We start from the raw sequence: 17,789 nt of genomic DNA, 5'->3' as shown, positions 1-17,789 counted from the left end.
CAGCTGCGATTCAGAAATATTGTAGCAAGGCGTAAGATAAATTACGTCCCCCAGCGGCCGCAGCAGGGCGCCCCGCTCCATGGCGGCCTGCATGAAGCGCCAGCCAAATTCGGAGGTATAGGCGGCATCGATCCGCAGTTTGACTGCCGCCACGGAACCCAGCTGCCGCACTTCGCCAATTAGATCGGCGACCGCTCCTGATTGCAGTTTTAGAAGAGCGCGCTTGTGCTGGGCTTCCAGCGCTGCGGACTGCTGCAGTGCGCCCTCAGCAAGTAGATCGAGACTGGCCAGGGCTGCAGCACAGCCCAGCGCGCTGGCGGTCATGCTGTGGCCATGAAACAGCGTGTTCTGACGCTCATTGCTCAGGAAGGCGGCGAAGACCTGTTCGCTGGCGAGGGTCGCGGCAAAGGGTAAATAGCCGCCGCTCAGACCTTTGGAGAGCGCCATCAAATCCGGCCAGACGCCGGCGTGCTCGAAGGCGAACATCCGCCCCAGCCGGCCACAACCGGTAAAGACCTCGTCGGCAATCAGCAGGACTTCGTGCCGATCGCAAAGCTCGCGGATTTGGCGCAGGAGAATCGGCGGGTAGAAATTGAAGGCGCCGGAAGCGCCCTGAACAATTGGTTCCAGGATCAGTGCGCAGATCGTCTCCCCCTCTCGCTGCAGCAGCTCGGCCAGGGCAGTCAGCGTCGGTTGCAGGCTCTGCAGCGCCGCTGGCTCGTTTCGAAAAAAGGCAAAGGGAACGTGCGGCTGCGGGATGCTGTGTACGGGGAAAAGCAGCGGGGCAAAGGCCTGATGAAAGACGCCGCGCGCCCCGACGGCCATTGCCCCGAAGGTATCGCCATGGTAGCCGCCGCCCAGCGTGACAAACTTCCGCCGTTCCCGAAGACCGCGATTCCAGAAGGACTGGTAGGCCATCTTCATTGCCACTTCTACGGCGGTGCTGCCGTTATCCGAAAAGAAACAACGGGGCAAACGCTTCTCGCTCAACTGCGCAAGACGCGCCGAAAGCTGCAACGCCGGTTCATGGACCAGTCCGGCATAGATCACGTGTTCAAATTCTTGAAGTTGCCTGGCAATGGCGGCATTGATGCGCGGATTGCAGTGGCCGTGAATGTTGACCCACCAGGAGCCAATGGCATCGATCAGTTTGCGGCCGTCCTCCAGAAGTAGCTCTGCGCCGCTTGCGCGGCGCACCAGCAGCGGCGCGGGCGCCAGTTGCATCTGCGTGTATGGCTGCCAGGCATGGTCGCGATACGATGATAGCCAGGGCGCTTCGCCTCGATTAGCGTTCATGACTTGCGATCGAAGCTGCATCATCGGGCCAGTCAAGCGCTTCCGCCAGCAAACCATCAAGGTCCAGCTGCGGGTCAAAGCGCAAGGAGGGCGCATAAAAAAAACGGCCCAGGCTTCGCGAATCGCCCATCTCTAGAATAGTGCGAACATTGTCGTCGTTTGCCTCGCCGCAAAAGATCAAGCCGGCAATCGGAATGTTGTGCAAACGCAGCGCGTGCAGAGTGAGCAGGCTGTGATTGATTGTTCCCAGGCCGGTACGCGTCGCAACCACCGCCGGAATCTGCATTTGCTGTAAGAGATCGAGCCAGAGTAGCTGGCGTGTAAGCGGCGTCATGATTCCGCCGGCGCCTTCGATGATCAAAGGACCGCTCTGACAGTGCTGCTTGAATCGTTGCTGGATCCGGTCCGCGTCGATCGTTGCATCTTCCAGTTCGGCGGCGCGATGCGGACTGAGCGGCGCTTCAAATCGATAGAGCGTTGGCGCTGTCCAGCGATCGCCAAGACCGCTGAGCCGCGCAACAGTCAGGCGATCATCATCTGCGCCGGTTTGCACCGGCTTCCAGTAGCGCAATCCTGGGACGCGCTGGTAACGGCGCAACAATGCGGCGCTGCTGACAGTCTTGCCTATGCCCGTGTCGACGCCGGTAACAAAGACCGACTTCACGGTCGGGCGCCCTCGGCCAGCGAGGCCTCGAGGGCGCGCAGCGAAAGCTCTGCGCCGGAAAATACCGGTGAAATCAAAAGGCCGCGACGATTGTAAATACGGAGCGTGGGCAGCGGCGGGTCCGCGTAGCGCTGGTGCAAGGTTGCCTGCCAGCGACCAACATCTGTGACGTCGGCGCGGATCAAAACATAGTCCTGTAAGACGGACTGCAGTCTCGGATTGCCAATTCCAAAGCGTTCGAAGTCGGCGCAGGAAGTGCACCAATCGGCATGAAAATATAGCAAAGCCGGCCGGCCGGCGGCTCTCGCCGCGGTCAAAGCCGCAAGCTCCACGCCCGGTTGATCGAAGCCCGGGGCCCCCGGCGCGGCCTTCTGCCAGTGCAGAGGCGCCTGGCCGATTACCTCAAATCCAAGAAAGCTTGCCAGGGCCAGACCGAGGCTGAGTCCCGATAGCAGAGCTGGGCCTCGCCTGTTGCGAGGCGCTTCATCGTTTGCAACAGGCGCGGGCCAGATCCAGGCAATGGCGGACAGAAAGAAGGCCAGAATCAATAAGAGGAAATCCAGCGGCGACTGCCACTGATAGACGCGGAAGCGTACCGCTTCTGCACCGCTGCTGAAAACAGTGTGCAGCAGAAAGCCAATGCCAAAAGCGAGTACGCCAGCGCCAAGACGCCAGAGTTCGCGTATCATACCGGTGTGCGCCTGCCACTGGCCGGCTTCTGCCGACGAAACTCGCGCAGAAATCGTTGTTCAAATTCGTAGAGTCGCATCCCGCTGGAACGCTCAAAGGCCTGAGCAAATGGGGCGCCGCTGTGCAATTGTCCAAGAATCGCGGCGGCGGTAGATGGCCCGCTTTGTGTCTCCAGGTAAGCGACAGCAAGCGTGGCAACTTTGAGGGTTTCTTGAGGATTGGATACGATCGCCTGACGCCAATGGCCGGCTTGTTCCAGGCTTTGCAGCGGACGACCGGCAGGCAATTCCACCTCGGTGCGCAGCGCTGCGACCACCGCCTCGCCGCTGCGACCATCAAGAGCGCGCAGCGCCATCAATTGCGCAAGGCCAGCGCTGAACCACGGCGCTTGCTCAATGCCGCGGCCGCCTTGGACGCTCACATAGCGCCTGGCCAGATCGTGAAAGGCAGTGGCCATGGCGCCGCCTGGATCGGCGCCGGCCGGACAGATCAAGAAGACCTCCGCTCCAGCGCTGTAGACGCCCAATCGCGCCGCCAAATCCAGCTCAGCGCGATCGGCAGTGACTTGCCGTTGTTGCAGCAGGTCGCGCATCTCTTCCGGTCCGGCGGCCAGCCAGTAACGCGGCGCCGCAGGCAATCCCTCGCCGGAAAAGCTGCGCTGCAGATAGGCGACGCCCGCCGCAAACTTGAGGCTAAATTCATCGGCCTGCCCCTGCAAAGCCGGAGAATACGCAATGGTCGCCGCGCCCGTTTGCAGCTCGATAAAATCTTGATCGCGGTAGCGCTTCTCGGCACTGGCGGCGGAGCTTGCCAGAAATGCGCAGGCCAGGAAAAGGTTCAGTCGAAGGCCCATTCTTCTCACATCGGATAAAGAGCGCCCTCAGGCCAGTACGGCAACCAGGAATCATCTTCTGCGCCGCGTCGCTATGTCTTGCTTTGTCTGGCCCGGGAACGCTTCAGGCCCAGGCGGCTCTGGCCGCAAGAGAGGCGCAACAACGTACACAGCTGCGTCTGGGCGCCAATACAGTCGATACGCCGCCTGGCTACCAGCCGCCGGCGCCGCTGCGACAGGAACTAAGTCTGGGCGGCGCCGCTCTGCGGCTCTACGCCCGCCGCCTGGCACAGGGCGAAGCGGCGCTGCTGGAGTTTTCGGCGGACTTTGAGCCAGGCGATCGAGGGCTGCAGGTCGACGGTCAGCGTACGCCGCTGACGCGAACCAGTCGCGGCTGGCAGGCCGTCATTGCCCTTCCAGTCGATGCGGCCGCCATACGCCTGCAGCTCGGTCCGCAAGCGACCATCTCGCTGCCGATTGCCGCCGTCGCCTGGCCAGAGTTCCGCACCCAGATGGACCTTGGATCGTTTTCACAGCCTCAGCGCTCTTTGAGCGCTGAGGCGCGACAGCGCATTGCCGAAGAAGGCCAGCGCAAAGCGCGCGCTGTAGCGCAACGCAACGAATGGTTGCTGGATGAGCATCTCTCCCATCCGCGAGACATGCACCGGATCACCTCGCCCTTCTGGTCGCGGCGTATCGTGCAGCAGTATCGCCTGCAGGGCGGAAGGAGACTGCCGCTTGAACCGCGCAGCACCGTCCATCGCGGCCTGGACCTGCGCGCCGTGGAAGGCGCCGCCGTATTTGCCATGGCTCGCGGCCGGGCAGCGCTGGCCGGACAGTTCTTTTATGAAGGGGGCTTCGTACTGCTGGATCATGGCCAGGGCGTATTTACCATGTATTTACATATGAGCAAAGTCATGCTGGGCCAGGGAGGAATTGTGGAGGCGGGACAACAGATCGGTCTGGCTGGCGCTACGGGCATGGTTACCGCCGCCCATCTCCATGTGGCGCTGAGCATCCGCGGTCAGGCGGCCGATCCGCTTTCGCTACTTTCACTGCCTACGGCGCCAGCACAAGCGCCTTGAGCGAGAGCCGCTGCTAGATATTGTCCGTCAACGAAGCGTCAGCGATTGTAGAATGGCTGCCAGCTCTGGATGCATCGGAAATCCTTCGGTCTGCGGATCGATGAGCAATACTATGTAGTGCGTATTGCCGCGAAGGATCGGCAGCGCGGCCAGGCGAAGCAAAGCGCCATTGACCTGGTCGCGGTAGCGACAGGCCGCGCCATGCGCCTCCGCGCCGCCAGCCAGGCTGGCGCTGAAATTCTCGCCACAATGAATATCGCGCACCTCGCCAAGATTACGGCGGTGCTGCAAGGAAGCGGCCAGCTTACTGGCCATCTCTTCCTGTCCAAGCTCCGGGCTGAGATAGAGGACAAGCGCCGGCGGCGCCAGCGGGTCCTCGCGGCGGGCGCTAATGTAAAGCAGGGCGCGCCCCAATTCGGGAGCGCCATATACAAAGCCGCGTTCGATGCCATCGCTCCAGTGCAAGCGGGACGGCAGCCGCAGCCGCAGCCACTGGCCGGAGGCCGAACGGCCGCTGAGCATGGTCCATGCCCCCTGTTGATCTGCCTGCCAGGCCTCCTCTGCGGAAAGGCTCCGCTCGCTCTGCTGTATACTGTACTGCAGATAGAGCCAGCCTCGTTCCAGTGCTGCATGCAACAGCAGCAAACTCACCAGGAGGGCAAGCATGGCGAGACCCAGCGTTGTCGTAACGAAGATCCCCGTTCGGCCAAGTCGCAAAGCCAGCAAGGCTGCCGCCAGAAAACCAAGTAAGACCGGCATACTCCAGGGACCGGCGCGCAAGGCCTGCGTTAGAATCAAGAAAGCAGCGGACAGCAGCAACAGGATCAGCTCTGGAAGCGGTCGCAGGCTTATCAGCTGCATACGCCCGATCATCCAACGCCCCAGCAAAGCAATTGCGGCTGCGCCCAGCGCAACCGGCGGCAGCGCTAGAAGCAGTGCAACCGCGGCGCCCTGAGCCATGCCGCGCCAGAAAATGTACAAAAACAAGGCGCCGGCGGCCAGCCAGGAGAAATGCCGCAGACACCAGAAAAACAGACTGCGCGACGCGCTTTTCCAGTTCATTGTTTGTATCTGATAGCCGCCAGTTCTCAAGGCCTGTCATCCCCTGGCGAACGGCGCAGCACAGTCAGGCATTTTTGCTCTTGCCTGGCGGGGCGCCGCTGGCCCAAGGTGCCACGCACTGCATGGCAATTCATTTGCAAATCGAAGAAGATCGTCTGTTGATCCGCGCCGATACGACGCGAATGGACGGAGAAAATCTTATTTTCACGGCCATGGAGAAAGCAGGCGTCTTTGAAAAGCACTGGCGGGAAGTGACGATTGACCTGCAGCATCTGGAGTATTTGAATTCCCTCGGCATCACCGAGCTGGTCAACATTCATCGCAGCCTGCGCGGCAATGGACGCACCTTCGTACTCCGGCTTATTCATGTCGATCGCAAGGTCAATGCGATTCTGGAATTAGTGGAGATTCAAAAGATTGCTGAGATTTCGCTCAAGGGCGCCTGAAATTTCCGCTCCGCTGCGGCAAGGGACCCTGCTGGTCTGTCTGTTCTTTGCAGCCTGTCAATCTGCGCGCTGGCCCCTTCAAGCGCGAATTGACTACCGCGGATTTCGTCTGGCAGCAGTCGACGGCGCCACTGAGGAACAGTTACAGGCTGTGGGCGCGCTGGCCGATCGCGCATCTCTGGAACTGGAAAATTGCTGCTTTGGCCAGGTAGAGCGACCGCGAATTTTAGTTTTTCGCGATCTCGCTCGCTATCGCAGCGGCGATCGCGCCGGTCTGGAATCGCTGGCGCGCTATCATCCGGGGCGCGATGAACTCCATTTGCTGTCCCCTGTGTTAAGCATCGCCCTGCTGCGCCATGAGCTCAGTCATGTCTACCTGTATCGCCGGCGGCAGGATGCTCCTTACTGGTTGCAAGAGGGTCTGGCGCTCTGGCTGCAAGAAGGCGCCGCCCGCTGGGAACACGATTGCGTAGCGGAACGACGCGATGTTCCGGACCAGCTGCGCAGCTACCTGACATCGCTGCGCGCTGAACCACCGCCAGACTGGGCAAGCTTTGCGCGACCTGCCCGCTGGAGCGCCATGGCCGCAGTTCGCAGCGTCTACTTTATCAAGTTTCTATTTCAAGAGCGCCGTCTGGCCAGACTCGTTCGCCTCTACCTGCACGGCGAGGATGACATGGAAGCATTGATTGGCCGGGACAGCCTGGAGCTACAGTTGCAGCGTTTCCGGCAGTGGCTGCAGCAGCCGGCCGCGGCTTTGACTGCCGCCGGCTGCTGATCTCGATTGCCTAAGGTTCTGGAGCGGGTGCGGGTTCCGGCGCAGGCGCAGGTTCTGGAGTCGGCGTCGGCAGATTGCCCGGACGCTGGTTGCGAATTTCATCGATGGCGTTGCGTCCGCTTTCGCGCTGACGCCGTACTGCATCACGCGCCGCATCGCGGACAGCGGCAAACTCCTGAAAGATGCGCATCTTCACGCGATCGTGCTCATCCAGGATTTGCTGTCTGGCTGTGCGCACATCGCAGATGATTTTCTGGCCGGCTTCCACTGCCTGCTCCGGTCCATTGCGCGGCGTAACAGCGACGCTGCCTTCGCCCACCAGCACTGTGGTTTGCGCATCTGGATTTGAAGCAGCGGACCCGGACCCCAAATTTTCAACAATGAACTGCGTCCCGCGCACTGCCGCAACGGCCGTGGCGCCCTTTACGCGCAGTTCAGTTTGTCCGGCATCGGCCTCCACGGCAACAGAACCGGTGAGTAGATCGATTTGCCCGCGGCTGCGGCCCTGACCGTCCACTTCCAGTTCGGCAATTCGGACGCTGGCGCCATTGCCAAGAGCGACGCGCGCGCCAGGGATAGCCAGAATCACGTGACTGCCGGGGCGCGTAATTACGGTGTCGTTGCTGGCCAGGATCAAGTCGCGGTTTTGACGCTGCGCTTGAGCCAGATCGACTTCGCCGTTGCTATTCTTCAAAATGGCGGAACCGGTTATTCGCACCACAATTGCGGCGCTTGCCGCCTGCAGCATCGAGAGGGAAATTGTACAACTGAGCAGTGCGGCAACGACCCCCGCCCGGAAAATGTTTCTACGATTACGTTTCATCCTGTAGAGTTTGACGGTTCTTGCGCGCCGGCAGCAAACTTTTTCCAGCCGCAGTCAATGGTTTTTTGACTTGCCTTCGCTGACGATGGCCGCAGGCAATTGGCATGTTCGAAAGCCGCCTGTACCCGCCCGCAGCCGAATTTGCCGCTCAGGCAAACATCAGTCTGGAAAAATACCAGCAGATGTACGCAGAATCGATTCGGGATCCGGAAGAATTCTGGTCGCGCGAAGCGGAGCGACTGACATGGTTCAAGAAATGGGACCGAGTGCTGGCGCATGATTTTGCCCGGGCCCAGGCGCGCTGGTTCGAAGGCGGCAAGCTCAATGCCGCCTACAATTGCCTGGATCGACACCTCTCCGGACCGTTGAAAAACAAAGCGGCGTTGATCTGGGAAGGCGACAATCCCGAAGAATCGCGGACTTTAACCTACCAGGAGTTGCATCGCGAGGTCTGTCGCGCGGCCAACCTCCTCAAGCAGTACGGAGTACAGAAGGGCGATCGAGTCTTGATCTACATGCCCATGATTCCGGAGCTGGCCATCAGCGTGCTGGCCTGTGCGCGCATTGGCGCCGTACACAGCGTGGTTTTTGGCGGCTTCTCCCCTGACTCGCTGATTGGCCGCATCGAGGATTGCCAGCCAAAGTTGATCGTGACCGCCAATGCCGGTTACCGCGGCGGCAAGATCATCGAAATGAAGCGCAATGTCGATCAGGCCCTGGCGCGCTCCAGCTTTCGCGTTGATTGTCTGCTGGTGGTGCGTCGCGCTCCGGAGGAACACTATACAGAATGGCGCGAAGGCCGCGACCACTGGTGGCATCTGGCCTTGCGCAATCCGGATCTCAGCGCGGACTGTCCGGCCGAAGCCATGGATGCCGAGGATCCGCTGTTCATACTCTACACCTCAGGAAGCACCGGAAAACCGAAGGGCGTCTTGCATACGACGGGCGGCTACTTGCTTGGAGCCAGCCTTACGCACTACTATGTGTTTGATCACAAGCCGGAGGATACTTACTGGTGCACAGCGGACATTGGCTGGGTCACCGGGCACAGCTACATACTCTACGGACCGCTGTCCAATGGCGCGACCTCGATCATGTTTGAAGGCGTGCCGACTTATCCGGACGCCGGGCGCTTCTGGGATGTAGTTGATAAGTATCAAGTAAATGTCTTTTACACTGCGCCCACCGCCATCCGTTCCTTGATGAAAGAGGGACTGGGACCGGTGCAGCGGCGATCGCTGCAATCGCTGCGACTGCTGGGCAGCGTGGGCGAACCGATCAATCCCGAAGCCTGGGAGTGGTACTACCAGAACATTGGCAAGGGCCGCTGTCCGGTGACGGACACCTGGTGGCAGACCGAAACCGGATCGATCTTGATTGCGCCGCTGCCCGGGGCCATTGCCCAGAAGCCCGGTTCAGCAACCCTGCCTTTTTTTGGAATTCGGCCAGTGCTGGTAGACAACGAAGGCCAACCGCTCCCTGCCGACGGCGAACAAAGCGGCAATCTCTGCATCGATTTTCCGTGGCCGTCCATGATGCGCGGGGTCTACGGCGATCCCGATCGGTTTTTCAATACCTACTTTGCTCAGTTTCCGGGTCGCTACTTCACTGGCGACGGCGCCCGGCGCGATGCCGATGGCTACTGGTGGATTACAGGGCGCGTCGACGACGTGCTCAATGTTTCCGGCCACCGCATTGGCAGCGCCGAGGTGGAAAGCGCTCTGGTGGAACACAGCTCGGTGGCCGAGGCCGCGGTGGTCGCGTTCCCTCATGATATCAAGGGCCAGGGCATATATGCCTACGTCACCTTGAAGAACGGCGTCCAGTCCAACGACGCGCTGAAGAAGGATCTGCTGGAGGTGGTGTCCGAGAAAATCGGCAAGATCGCTCGCCCGGATGTAATTCACTGGGCGCCGGGGCTGCCCAAGACGCGCTCCGGAAAAATCATGCGCCGCATCCTGCGAAAAATTGCCGAGGGCGAGTTCTCTTCGCTGGGCGATATCACAACCCTGGCTGACCCTTCAGTCGTAGAGAAGCTGATCGAGGACAAGAAGAAGTACCACAGCTAGCGGTTCGAGCGAAAGGCCAGGACTCAGGCCCCGCTTTCCTGCTCCCAGGAGTGCACCAGGGCGGCCATGAAGCCCTCGATTGCCTTTTTCATGTGCGCGGCGGGATACTCGTGACGCTCTCTGATATCACGTTCCACACGGTGGACCACATGACGGATGAAAGCGGCGCGCACTGAACGCTGCTGGATATTCAGCTGTTCGATGCTGGTCTGATGTGCGGCCAGTTCGGCGTTGAGGGCAACGCCAATAGTGCGCAGCGCATCCTCGCTGATCATGCCGAGTTCATCCACCAGGATGCGGGCCGCCGCCTGGATCAGGCGCATCTGTCTTTCGCTTACGCTCATAGCTTCTGGGACGATTGGAAGGCCCTTTTTTCTTCGGCCTGCAAAATCCTGACATAGTTTTCGGCGCCGGACGGTCACAAATGGATGACCGACGGTGTCCAAAAGTCAAAAACGGTTGAACCGTCGAGGAGGCGCCTGTGGGCACGTTGAGCAAAGTAATCGCGACCATTGTGGCCGTGGAACACATTCTATTCTTGATTCTGGAGATGTTTCTCTGGCAAGAGCCGATCGGTCTGAAGATCTTTGGAACAAGCCCGGAACAGGCTGCCAGTTCAGCGGTGCTGGCCATGAACCAGGGCCTCTACAATGGCTTTCTGGCGGCCGGTCTCTTCTGGGCCGCTTATCTCATTCGCCGCGCCGATCTAAGTCGCCAGGTCCTGCTCTTCTTTCTGGGCTGTGTGGTCGTTGCCGGAATTTTTGGGGCGGCCACGGCCAAATTCAGCATTCTGTTCACGCAGGCCCTGCCGGCAGCCATCGGCTTTGCGGTAGCTGCTTTTGCCTGGAAACCACAGGCCAGCTGATCGGCGGTCCGAGATCGAGGCCTGGCAAAGCATGTCGGCTGAGGTCGAAGCAGAAGAGCGCGCCCTGATCGGGCGCGCCATCGCCGGCGAGGCCGGCAGCATCGAGCGACTGATGTCGCTCCTCCAGGATCGGATCTTTGCCCTGGCGCTGAGATTTCTTTGGAGTCCAGAAGATGCCGAAGATGCAACGCAAGAGATATTGCTGCGCATTCTAACGCATCTATCTACCTTTCGCGGCGAAAGCAAATTGAGCACCTGGGCCTACCGCATAGCGCTCAACTACTTATTGAATCTAAAGCGGACCCGGCGGCGCGAGATGCGCCGCTTCGCCATGCTGGCGGCAGCCCATCGACCGGAGGACTTCTCCGGGAAAGAAGCGCCAGCGGCGAGCAATGACGCCGCGCTGCAGGTGCGCGCCGCCTGCAGCTACTCCATGTTGCAGGTCCTGCCGCCAGAGTATCGCGCTGCCTTCCTGCTGGGAGTCGTGGTGGGTATGAGCGGAGAGGATGGCGCTCTGGTCCTGGAAATATCGCCGGCTGCCTTTCGCCAGCGACTCAGCCGCGCACGCCGGCGTATGCAGGGCTTTGTGGAATCGCATTGCGGATTGGTTCGAAGCGCCAATCCCTGCCGCTGCGAGAGGCGAGTCGCCTTTTGCCAGCAGTCGGGTATGCTTGCTCCGTACCAGAAGCTTGGCCGCCAGTTGCAATCCGAGGGCAAGCTGGAAGAAATTCAGCGGCGCTTTCAGCGCCAGCAACAGCTGAGCTTGAGTCTTCGCGAACTCTACCAGCAGGGTCCTTATGATCGGGCGCCGCAAAGTCTGGAGCGCGGCATCCAGCGTCTGTTGCGTGGCGCTCGACCGCGTCGCGATCTGTCGCCGTGAGCGCCCCTTTCCAGGCCGCTCAGGCCAGCAGCGAAAACGATTGCCCTCTTCTGCCAGCGGCGCTCTTGAGTGCATGCGCCGTTCGTGGCTGGCCATTGCAATTGTGACCGTCCTGCTATCGCTGGCGGCGCCGTGGCTCTGGCTCTATCTCCAGACGGCACACTACAACTCGGGGCCTTTTCGAAACGCGCTCATGCTGGAGTTTGCAGCGGCCGTTCTGCTGGCTGGCTTTGGCCCGCAGTGGCGCGCTGCAGCGGTCGGCTTTGCCATTGTCGCCGCACCACGCTTGCCGGCGCTCATTCTACAGAGGCCGGCGCACAACGTGCTCTTTCCCATCTTTCTGGGCCTGAGCGTCGGACTTCTGATCCAGAGCTTGTGGCTGGAGATCAAATCGCGCCCATTGCCAGGGTCGCCTGCTTCACGGCCAACGAGCCGCTGGCGGCAGCTTGCGCTGGATTTGATGCCCGGCGGCATTGTCCTTGGCCTTTCGCTGCTGCTTGCCCGCAATGTTATTCTCTATTATATGCAGACCGATGGCCACTGGCGCTGGCAGGATCGCGAGCTGGCGCCAGGCATGAGCGCTAACTACGGCCTGCATCTTGCGCTGCAAAGCGGCTGGAGCCTGCTTGGACCTGCACTCTGGGTTCTTAGCGAGCGACTGCCTGGCAGACGCGCCTTCGATCTGTCTGGCGCGTTTTGTAGCCTGGCGCGCGGCTTGAGCCTTGGATTTGCGGCGAGCCTTGCCGTCTTCTTGCTGCAAGGTCTGTTTCCGGCGCTCAGCAGCGGAATCAGCGATCAGGGTCTTTCCACAGGCCGGCGGCCGGCGCTCTTTTCGGATACGGGCGCTTCTACGGTGCTCTTTCCGCTGCTGGCCATGCTGGCCTGCTGGTATCCGGTTCGCTGGCTGCACAGGAAGCTGGCGCAGTCTCAGAGCGGGCATGAATTGCTCTGGCCGCCCTTGCTGCATAGCACGCTCTACGGCCTGTTGCTGCTGGTCATATTTCCTTATCAAGGACGCGGTATCCTGCTGCAAAGCATTGCCGCACTCTTGATTTTGCCGGCGCTCTACCCCCAGTTGCAATCGACTCTGATCGGCCGGCAATCCTCGACAATGCGCCGCGCTGCCATCGCAGGCGCAATGATTCTTGCCCTGCTCTTGCCTCTTCTCGCAATCAGCCGCAGTGCAGCGGGGCAACGAATGTTACAAACGGCGCCAGCCGTTCTGGACGAGCTGCAGCACGGCGGTATTGCGGCCGCTGTTGCAATCCTGGATCCGGTTCGTGCAAAATTGTTTGAGGCGAGTGCGATCTTGATTCGCGAGGCGCCGCTTACCGGAGGCGGCCAGGGGAGCTTTGTCGTCGGTCTGATGCGTTTGCGCGCCGGCGATCCATCCTTTGCACCGGAAAATCCTCCAGGCCTGATTCCGGGCCTGTTGCTGGAGGGAGGCGCTGCGGCTATGCTTGTCTTCCTCTTCTGTCTCTGGCTTTACTGCCAGGCGGTGCGGCAGGTCTGGCAAGAGCGCGGCCAGAGCGATCTACAAAGAATACGTCGCGCCATCTGCCTTGCGCCACTGGCCGCCGCGCCGGCCTTTCTTTTTGGCTATCACCTGGTTTTCGCCGAAGTTTCAGCCTTACTCCTATTGTGGATGCTGCTTGATTTTTCAGAGACAGCGCGGCAGAACAAAAACGCCGACCATTGATGGTCGGCGTCAGCAAGCGGCGCTGCCTCTATGGCCGCTATCATTCGGGCAGACTGCAATTAACGCGGCGGCAGCTTTAGCGTCTGACCTGGCTTGAGTCCTCTTCCCGATGGATCGAGGTGATTCAGTTCGGCGATACGCGTCCAGGGAACGCCGGTGTTGCGCTGAATTCTCAGACCTGTGTCGCCAGCTTTGACAGTATAGCTGCGATCTGCAGCAGGGACTCGCGAATCTTCGGCGGCCGGGGCGGGCGTCGGCGCTGGCGGCGTGCTTTCGGCCGGCGCCGGCGCAGTTTCGCTCAGCGCTGCATCCGAACCTTCCGGCGGCGCATTCTTGTTTCGATTGTTGAAATACAGCACCAGAATCAGCAGCAATACAATGCCGGCAATGATGGCGATGCGCGGAGTGAGATTCTTGACCGGCGGCGCGGCGGGCGCTGGCGGCGGTTGAAACTGGGAGCTTTCCTCAACGAGGGGAGCGCTTGCAGCGCGGGTGCGAGAGCTGCTCTTCCTGGCGGCCTTCTTTGCGACGGGTCGAGCTTGTGATTTTGCCTTTTTCTTGGCCATGATTTCGATTTCTTGAAAATCAGGCGCCGGCGGCAATCACTAATTTGCTCTGAAGCCAGCCAGAGCGGACTCAATTCTCTACAAAGAACAGGTTGGGGCTGACTTCAAACACCTCGCACAACGCACAGATCGTACGCGCCGAGGCATGATTGCCCGATTCAATCTGGTGGATTCGCTGCCGGGTATGGCCGCGGAACTTTCCGGTGGCAGCGAGGCGCCGGGCCACTTCCAGTTGCGTCCAGTTCTTCTCCTCGCGCAGCCGTTTGACTGCAGTTCCATCAAAGCGCATGACCGAAACCTCCCAGGCGCCGCTTGCGGTCCTTCCTGTTTCGATGTTCAGCCGCGAAAGCGTCAAGCGAAGCGATGAACAAAAAGGTTGTTGTCGCCGGGGCGGTGGACAGGCTGGCCCGGTGAAGGCCCGCTTTATCGTAGTTTTCCTGGTGATCGCCGGGGCCCTGCTGGCCCTCGCCCTGACGGTCGGCGGCGCCCGACCGGATGCGGTTGTCGTAGTCGATGCAAGTGAAGTAGTCGCCCATGCATCGAGCTACCAGCAGCGGGAGCTTCGCGTTCGGGGCTTTGTGAAAGGCGGCAGCATTCTGCGCCAGGGCGACCGCGCCGATTTCGTCGTTACGCTGAACGGCAGCGATATTCCGGTGCGCTACGACGGCAACACACAGCTGCCGGATACCTTCAATGACGGGGCGGCGGTGCGCGTCGATGGGATGCTTGATGAGCAGGGCCGCCTGGTCTCGCACAAGGTGGAAGCAAAGTGCGCCTCAAAATATTCAGCAGAGCACGCCGAACGGTTGCAGCAAACCGGCTACGACGCCGCCAGCGTCCCGGCTCAAAGCTATTGAGCGAGGCCGGCGCAGCGCATGATGAATAGTTTTGGCGCGATCGTCCTGGTTGCCGCGGCTGCAGTTTGCTTGCTGGGTCTGTTCCTTTCCTCGCTCTCGCTCAACTTGAAGACGGCGCGCAACCTGACGCGATCGATTGTACTGGAGTGGATCGATGCCGTGCAAGGCGTCCGCGGCCGGCGGCGTTTGGCGGCGCGCTTTGCGCGCCTGGCGCTCAAACTGCTGGGCGGCTTGCAGCGCGGCGTGCTGCAGGGCATTGGATTGAACTACCAGCTGCGCGCCCTTGCTCTGGCGCGGCAGTGCTTCTACTCCTACGCAGCGCTGCTGGCTCTTGCCTTCTTCACCTTGATGACGATGATGGTCGCTGTCGACCTGAGCAACCACTATGTGGTCACGCACAGCGCCAGCGATCTGCCGCTTTTTTTCAGACTGACTGCGGCGTGGGCTGGCTCTTCCGGAAGTCTGCTCTTCTGGAATATGCTGCTGGCGTTTTTCAGCGCGGTCGCCGTTTATCAGTGGCGCCACAACGATCGAAGCTCGCCTCCGCTGCTACTGTCCCTGGGCCTGTTACAGCTGATCTTTGCGATTCTTTCAGTCTATTTTGATGATGCCCAGCCCTTTCGCAGCTACGGCGGCGCGATGGCAGCCGGCCGCGGTCTCAATCCCCTGCTGCTGCACTGGGCGATGATCATTCATCCGCCGATTCTTTATGTCGGATACGTAAGCTTTGCTATTCCCTTTGCGCTGACCATGGGCGCTCTGCTTTCGCGCAGCCTGAAGCAGGACTGGACGCCAGCGGTTCGTCGCTGGACGATTTTCTCCTGGTTCTTTCTGGGCACAGGCATCCTGCTGGGCAGCAAGTGGGCTTACGAAGAATTGGGCTGGGGCGGATACTGGGCCTGGGACCCGGTAGAAAACGCCAGCCTGATGCCCTGGCTCTTAGCCACTGCCTTCTTGCATTCGTTGCTGGTCCAGGATCGTCGCGGCATGCTTCGTTTCTGGAACATCGTTCTTCTAACGCTGACTTACCACATGTGTCTGCTGGGAACGTGGATTACGCGCAGCGGAATCCTTCAAGGACCGCATACCTTTGCCGAATCGAGCATTGGCAAGCCGCTGATCATCTACATTGGTCTTAGCTTTCTTTTCTACCTGCGGTATGTGTATTTCATGCGCCGACAATTACGCCCCGATCAGGCAATGGAGGCGATCACATCCAAAGAAGGCAGCATGCTGCTGAACAACTTCTTGATGTCGCTGGCCACTTTGATCGTGCTGGTGGGCGTCTTTTCGCCGCTGCTGCCCATCGACTGCAGCTTTGACCATGGCTTCGTTTGTAACAAGGTCGAATGGAAGCAGAGCGCGTTCAACAAGGTGATGGTTCCACTGGGCCTTTTCACGCTGTTTTTGATGGGCGCTTCGCCTTTACTTTCCTGGCGCAAGGACGCCTGGTCCGTCTGGAAACGAACCTTGCGCTGGCCGCTGCTGGCCGGCATTGTTGCGGCCAGTCTCTTCGGCGCCAGCTATGGCCTGCTTTTTACGCGCGGTGAGAATGCCGATGCCAGCAGCTGGGGCCCAGGCGTAGTCGCCGAGATATTCTCTATTTTGACTGTGGGCATTGCTGTATTTGTCTTCTGGGGCCTGGCTCAGGAATTCTGGCAGGGGGCTCGATCGCGCATCGCGCGCTTCCAGGAGAATCCTTTTCGGGCGCTGGCCCTGCTCACGCTGCGCAACAAGCGGCGCTACGGCGGATACCTTGCACATCTGGCGATTGTCTTCTTGTTCGTGGGCTACTCCGGCGGTAGTTTCAAGCAAACCGACAAATTCGAGTTCCACTATGTGCGCATGCCCTACGAAGAAGGCAGCGGATTGGTGCGCTACTACAGCGGCGACAAGGCCTACCTGGACGCTTACGAGATTGAGGCGCGGGATCTCTTCCTGCATCCAGTCTGGAAGGACAATGCCGATCACAGCAGCGCTCGTGATTTTACCATTGGCCAGCAGGCGCACTATCTGGTCCGCGAGCAAGGCGAACCGCGACTGCCGGAGGTTCCGCGCGAAGGCGAAAGTTCATTTGACTTTGCCAATCGCCAACATTCGCGCGCCGCGCGCTTGATCAAGGTTCTGAGCGGAATCGTAGTTGATGGACGGATGAGCACCGAACGCCAGTTTCATCCGCAGATTGATCCGGCCAGCGGCGATGTGGTCCGCGAAGGCGAACGCGCCCTTCATCAGCCAACAAGCAAGCCGGACATTCGCTCGGCATGGAACCAGGATCTGTACATCCAGCTGGGCGCTATCTTCGATCCAGCCAGCGGCAGAAATCCGGATTTGAACCACGCCTACGAAGTATTCTTTTTTCATCCGATGGGCAAGAACGAGCTGGCCGAGGACCTGCTCTTTCCGCGGCGGATTACCGCGACTCTGGAGGTATGGATCAATCCGTTGGTCAAGTTCATCTGGCTTGGTTCGCTGCTCTTTTTCTTCAGCGGACTGCTGATCGTTCTACCCTTCGGCGAAAAGGAGCGTCATCCATCATGAAGGCAGCTCTGGCTGTACTCCGCGCACGAAGCCTCTGGCGCCTGGCGTTGATTGGCGCCGGACTCTGGCTGGCCAGTCCGCTCTGGCTGCAGGCCCTGCGCGGACAGAACGTCTATACCGATCTCACCCAACCGGCGCAGATTCGAACTTTCAACGCGGTTTCGGATGCTTTGATTTGCCAGTGCGGCTGTCATTTTGTTTTGAGCTCTTGCCCGCATGTGGAGTGTCCATGGGGCATACCGGTTCGCCGCTTCATTGAAGACCGAATTCGCGCCGGTTTGAGCGCCGAGCAAATCGTAGACGCCATGGATCACGGCTTTGGCGCCGGGATTCGTAGCAACGTCGAGGTGCAAAGCATGATTGCCGCCGGGCGCAACGATCTGGCCGAGGAGCTGGTGCGCGGCTACGGCCCGCGCATTCGTGCGCACGCATCGTGGACGCCGCTGCTGGGACTTGTTGTGGCTGCGCTGGGCGCCGCCGCGCTGCTGATCGCCTTCTGGCATTCGCGCAACCGTCGTCGACTGAACTCCACATCCGGAGGAAGCGACGGTCGCAAGCAACGCGCGTTGCAAGGATCCGACAAATCTGCAGTAAGCGAGATCGATCGCCAGCTGGATGATCTGGAGCGCTGAAAAG

The 17,789-nt window shown here is 60.3% G+C and carries 19 protein-coding genes (1 of these 19 only partly in view); 10 read left to right on the top strand and 9 right to left on the bottom strand.

Translation table 11 applies throughout. The features are described 5' to 3' along the window. The 4 genes in view from bioA to K1X75_02340 are tightly spaced (each overlapping or abutting the next) and all read right to left on the bottom strand, a layout consistent with a single transcriptional unit that may run on beyond the window. Positions 1-1,296 carry the 5' portion of an adenosylmethionine--8-amino-7-oxononanoate transaminase gene (gene bioA / locus K1X75_02355; protein MBX7056881.1) on the bottom strand. It extends 78 nt beyond the left edge of the window, so only the first 1,296 of its 1,374 coding nucleotides appear in the window; it begins with the start codon at positions 1,294-1,296; its stop codon lies beyond the left edge, outside the window. Further along, positions 1,286-1,960, bottom strand: coding sequence for a dethiobiotin synthase (bioD, locus tag K1X75_02350; protein ID MBX7056880.1), 675 nt, complete (start codon positions 1,958-1,960; stop codon positions 1,286-1,288). The genes bioA and bioD overlap by 11 nt, the downstream gene beginning before the upstream one ends. Continuing rightward, positions 1,957-2,649: a thioredoxin family protein gene (locus tag K1X75_02345; GenBank protein ID MBX7056879.1), complete on the bottom strand. Its 693-nt coding sequence runs from the start codon at positions 2,647-2,649 to the stop codon at positions 1,957-1,959. Before K1X75_02345 ends, bioD begins: the two co-directional genes overlap by 4 nt. After that, on the bottom strand, positions 2,646-3,503 hold the full coding sequence (locus K1X75_02340; protein MBX7056878.1) for a hypothetical protein: 858 nt from the start codon (positions 3,501-3,503) through the stop codon (positions 2,646-2,648). The genes K1X75_02345 and K1X75_02340 overlap by 4 nt, the downstream gene beginning before the upstream one ends. Before the next feature lie 83 nt (positions 3,504-3,586). On the opposite strand from K1X75_02340, the gene K1X75_02335 reads away from it, so the two are divergent. After that, the gene (locus tag K1X75_02335; GenBank protein MBX7056877.1) at positions 3,587-4,567 is read left to right on the top strand and encodes a M23 family metallopeptidase; all 981 of its coding nucleotides are present in this window, start codon (positions 3,587-3,589) and stop codon (positions 4,565-4,567) included. 27 nt (positions 4,568-4,594) lie between these two features. Here K1X75_02335 and K1X75_02330 read toward each other — a convergent pair whose 3' ends face one another. After that, positions 4,595-5,629: a hypothetical protein gene (locus tag K1X75_02330; protein ID MBX7056876.1), complete on the bottom strand. Its 1,035-nt coding sequence runs from the start codon at positions 5,627-5,629 to the stop codon at positions 4,595-4,597. 122 nt (positions 5,630-5,751) lie between these two features. Here K1X75_02330 and K1X75_02325 point away from each other — a divergent pair, with 122 nt between their 5' ends. Continuing rightward, complete coding sequence (locus K1X75_02325; protein MBX7056875.1) at positions 5,752-6,075, top strand: hypothetical protein; 324 nt, start codon at positions 5,752-5,754, stop codon at positions 6,073-6,075. Then, a complete protein-coding gene (locus K1X75_02320; protein MBX7056874.1) occupies positions 6,047-6,853 on the top strand; it encodes a hypothetical protein in 807 nt (268 codons plus the stop codon). The genes K1X75_02325 and K1X75_02320 overlap by 29 nt, the downstream gene beginning before the upstream one ends. 10 nt (positions 6,854-6,863) lie before the next feature. Here the strand turns inward: K1X75_02320 and K1X75_02315 are convergent, their stop codons facing one another. Further along, positions 6,864-7,676 carry a FecR domain-containing protein gene (locus K1X75_02315; protein ID MBX7056873.1) on the bottom strand — a complete coding sequence of 271 codons (813 nt, stop codon included), beginning with the start codon at positions 7,674-7,676 and terminating at the stop codon, positions 6,864-6,866. 104 nt (positions 7,677-7,780) lie between these two features. Between K1X75_02315 and acs the strand changes: the two genes are divergently transcribed. Beyond that, positions 7,781-9,745, top strand: a complete 1,965-nt coding sequence (acs, locus tag K1X75_02310) for an acetate--CoA ligase (protein MBX7056872.1) — start codon at positions 7,781-7,783, stop codon at positions 9,743-9,745. Between the two features lie 23 nt (positions 9,746-9,768). Here the strand turns inward: acs and K1X75_02305 are convergent, their stop codons facing one another. Further along, on the bottom strand, positions 9,769-10,089 hold the full coding sequence (locus tag K1X75_02305; GenBank protein MBX7056871.1) for a hypothetical protein: 321 nt from the start codon (positions 10,087-10,089) through the stop codon (positions 9,769-9,771). A gap of 206 nt (positions 10,090-10,295) precedes the next feature. Between K1X75_02305 and K1X75_02300 the strand changes: the two genes are divergently transcribed. The 3 genes from K1X75_02300 (at position 10,296) to K1X75_02290 (ending at position 13,189) form a co-directional block, all read left to right on the top strand. Beyond that, positions 10,296-10,610 carry a DUF1304 domain-containing protein gene (locus K1X75_02300; GenBank protein ID MBX7056870.1) on the top strand — a complete coding sequence of 105 codons (315 nt, stop codon included), beginning with the start codon at positions 10,296-10,298 and terminating at the stop codon, positions 10,608-10,610. 31 nt (positions 10,611-10,641) lie between these two features. Beyond that, positions 10,642-11,490, top strand: coding sequence for an RNA polymerase sigma factor (locus tag K1X75_02295; protein ID MBX7056869.1), 849 nt, complete (start codon positions 10,642-10,644; stop codon positions 11,488-11,490). A gap of 73 nt (positions 11,491-11,563) precedes the next feature. After that, the gene (locus K1X75_02290) at positions 11,564-13,189 is read left to right on the top strand and encodes a hypothetical protein (GenBank protein ID MBX7056868.1); all 1,626 of its coding nucleotides are present in this window, start codon (positions 11,564-11,566) and stop codon (positions 13,187-13,189) included. Between the two features lie 59 nt (positions 13,190-13,248). Here K1X75_02290 and K1X75_02285 read toward each other — a convergent pair whose 3' ends face one another. Both K1X75_02285 and K1X75_02280 read right to left on the bottom strand, forming a co-directional pair. Further along, positions 13,249-13,755: a LysM peptidoglycan-binding domain-containing protein gene (locus tag K1X75_02285; protein ID MBX7056867.1), complete on the bottom strand. Its 507-nt coding sequence runs from the start codon at positions 13,753-13,755 to the stop codon at positions 13,249-13,251. A gap of 70 nt (positions 13,756-13,825) precedes the next feature. Continuing rightward, positions 13,826-14,044, bottom strand: coding sequence for a helix-turn-helix domain-containing protein (locus tag K1X75_02280; GenBank protein ID MBX7056866.1), 219 nt, complete (start codon positions 14,042-14,044; stop codon positions 13,826-13,828). Positions 14,045-14,165: 121 nt separating this feature from the next. Here K1X75_02280 and K1X75_02275 point away from each other — a divergent pair, with 121 nt between their 5' ends. Genes K1X75_02275 through K1X75_02265 form a run of 3 tightly spaced genes read left to right on the top strand, consistent with a single transcriptional unit; the run spans position 14,166 to position 17,785 of the window. Further along, entirely contained in the window at positions 14,166-14,612 is a 447-nt protein-coding gene (locus tag K1X75_02275; protein ID MBX7056865.1) for a cytochrome c maturation protein CcmE, read from the top strand. Between the two features lie 18 nt (positions 14,613-14,630). Further along, entirely contained in the window at positions 14,631-17,153 is a 2,523-nt protein-coding gene (ccsA, locus tag K1X75_02270) for a cytochrome c biogenesis protein CcsA (protein ID MBX7056864.1), read from the top strand. After that, positions 17,150-17,785: a hypothetical protein gene (locus K1X75_02265; GenBank protein ID MBX7056863.1), complete on the top strand. Its 636-nt coding sequence runs from the start codon at positions 17,150-17,152 to the stop codon at positions 17,783-17,785. Before ccsA ends, K1X75_02265 begins: the two co-directional genes overlap by 4 nt. The last annotated feature ends 4 nt before the right edge of the window (positions 17,786-17,789 follow it).

The organism is Leptospirales bacterium (genome assembly GCA_019694655.1).
Classification (GTDB): Bacteria; Spirochaetota; Leptospiria; order Leptospirales; family Leptonemataceae; genus SSF53.
The sequence above is the reverse complement of the archived record's forward strand: the minus strand, read 5'-3'. Positions and strand labels throughout refer to the sequence as shown.

Excerpts from the sequence above, each read along its gene's own strand:
- K1X75_02345 (MBX7056879.1), bottom strand. The coding sequence starts at position 2,649 with ATGATACGCGAACTCTGGCGTCTTGGCGCTGGCGTACTCGCTTTTGGC.
- K1X75_02340 (MBX7056878.1), bottom strand. The coding sequence starts at position 3,503 with ATGGGCCTTCGACTGAACCTTTTCCTGGCCTGCGCATTTCTGGCAAGC.
- K1X75_02330 (MBX7056876.1), bottom strand. The coding sequence starts at position 5,629 with ATGAACTGGAAAAGCGCGTCGCGCAGTCTGTTTTTCTGGTGTCTGCGG.
- K1X75_02325 (MBX7056875.1), top strand. The coding sequence starts at position 5,752 with ATGGCAATTCATTTGCAAATCGAAGAAGATCGTCTGTTGATCCGCGCC.
- K1X75_02315 (MBX7056873.1), bottom strand. The coding sequence starts at position 7,676 with ATGAAACGTAATCGTAGAAACATTTTCCGGGCGGGGGTCGTTGCCGCA.
- acs (MBX7056872.1), top strand. The coding sequence starts at position 7,781 with ATGTTCGAAAGCCGCCTGTACCCGCCCGCAGCCGAATTTGCCGCTCAG.
- K1X75_02305 (MBX7056871.1), bottom strand. The coding sequence starts at position 10,089 with ATGAGCGTAAGCGAAAGACAGATGCGCCTGATCCAGGCGGCGGCCCGC.
- K1X75_02300 (MBX7056870.1), top strand. The coding sequence starts at position 10,296 with ATGTTTCTCTGGCAAGAGCCGATCGGTCTGAAGATCTTTGGAACAAGC.
- K1X75_02295 (MBX7056869.1), top strand. The coding sequence starts at position 10,642 with ATGTCGGCTGAGGTCGAAGCAGAAGAGCGCGCCCTGATCGGGCGCGCC.
- K1X75_02290 (MBX7056868.1), top strand. The coding sequence starts at position 11,564 with ATGCGCCGTTCGTGGCTGGCCATTGCAATTGTGACCGTCCTGCTATCG.
- K1X75_02285 (MBX7056867.1), bottom strand. The coding sequence starts at position 13,755 with ATGGCCAAGAAAAAGGCAAAATCACAAGCTCGACCCGTCGCAAAGAAG.
- K1X75_02280 (MBX7056866.1), bottom strand. The coding sequence starts at position 14,044 with ATGCGCTTTGATGGAACTGCAGTCAAACGGCTGCGCGAGGAGAAGAAC.
- ccsA (MBX7056864.1), top strand. The coding sequence starts at position 14,631 with ATGATGAATAGTTTTGGCGCGATCGTCCTGGTTGCCGCGGCTGCAGTT.
- K1X75_02265 (MBX7056863.1), top strand. The coding sequence starts at position 17,150 with ATGAAGGCAGCTCTGGCTGTACTCCGCGCACGAAGCCTCTGGCGCCTG.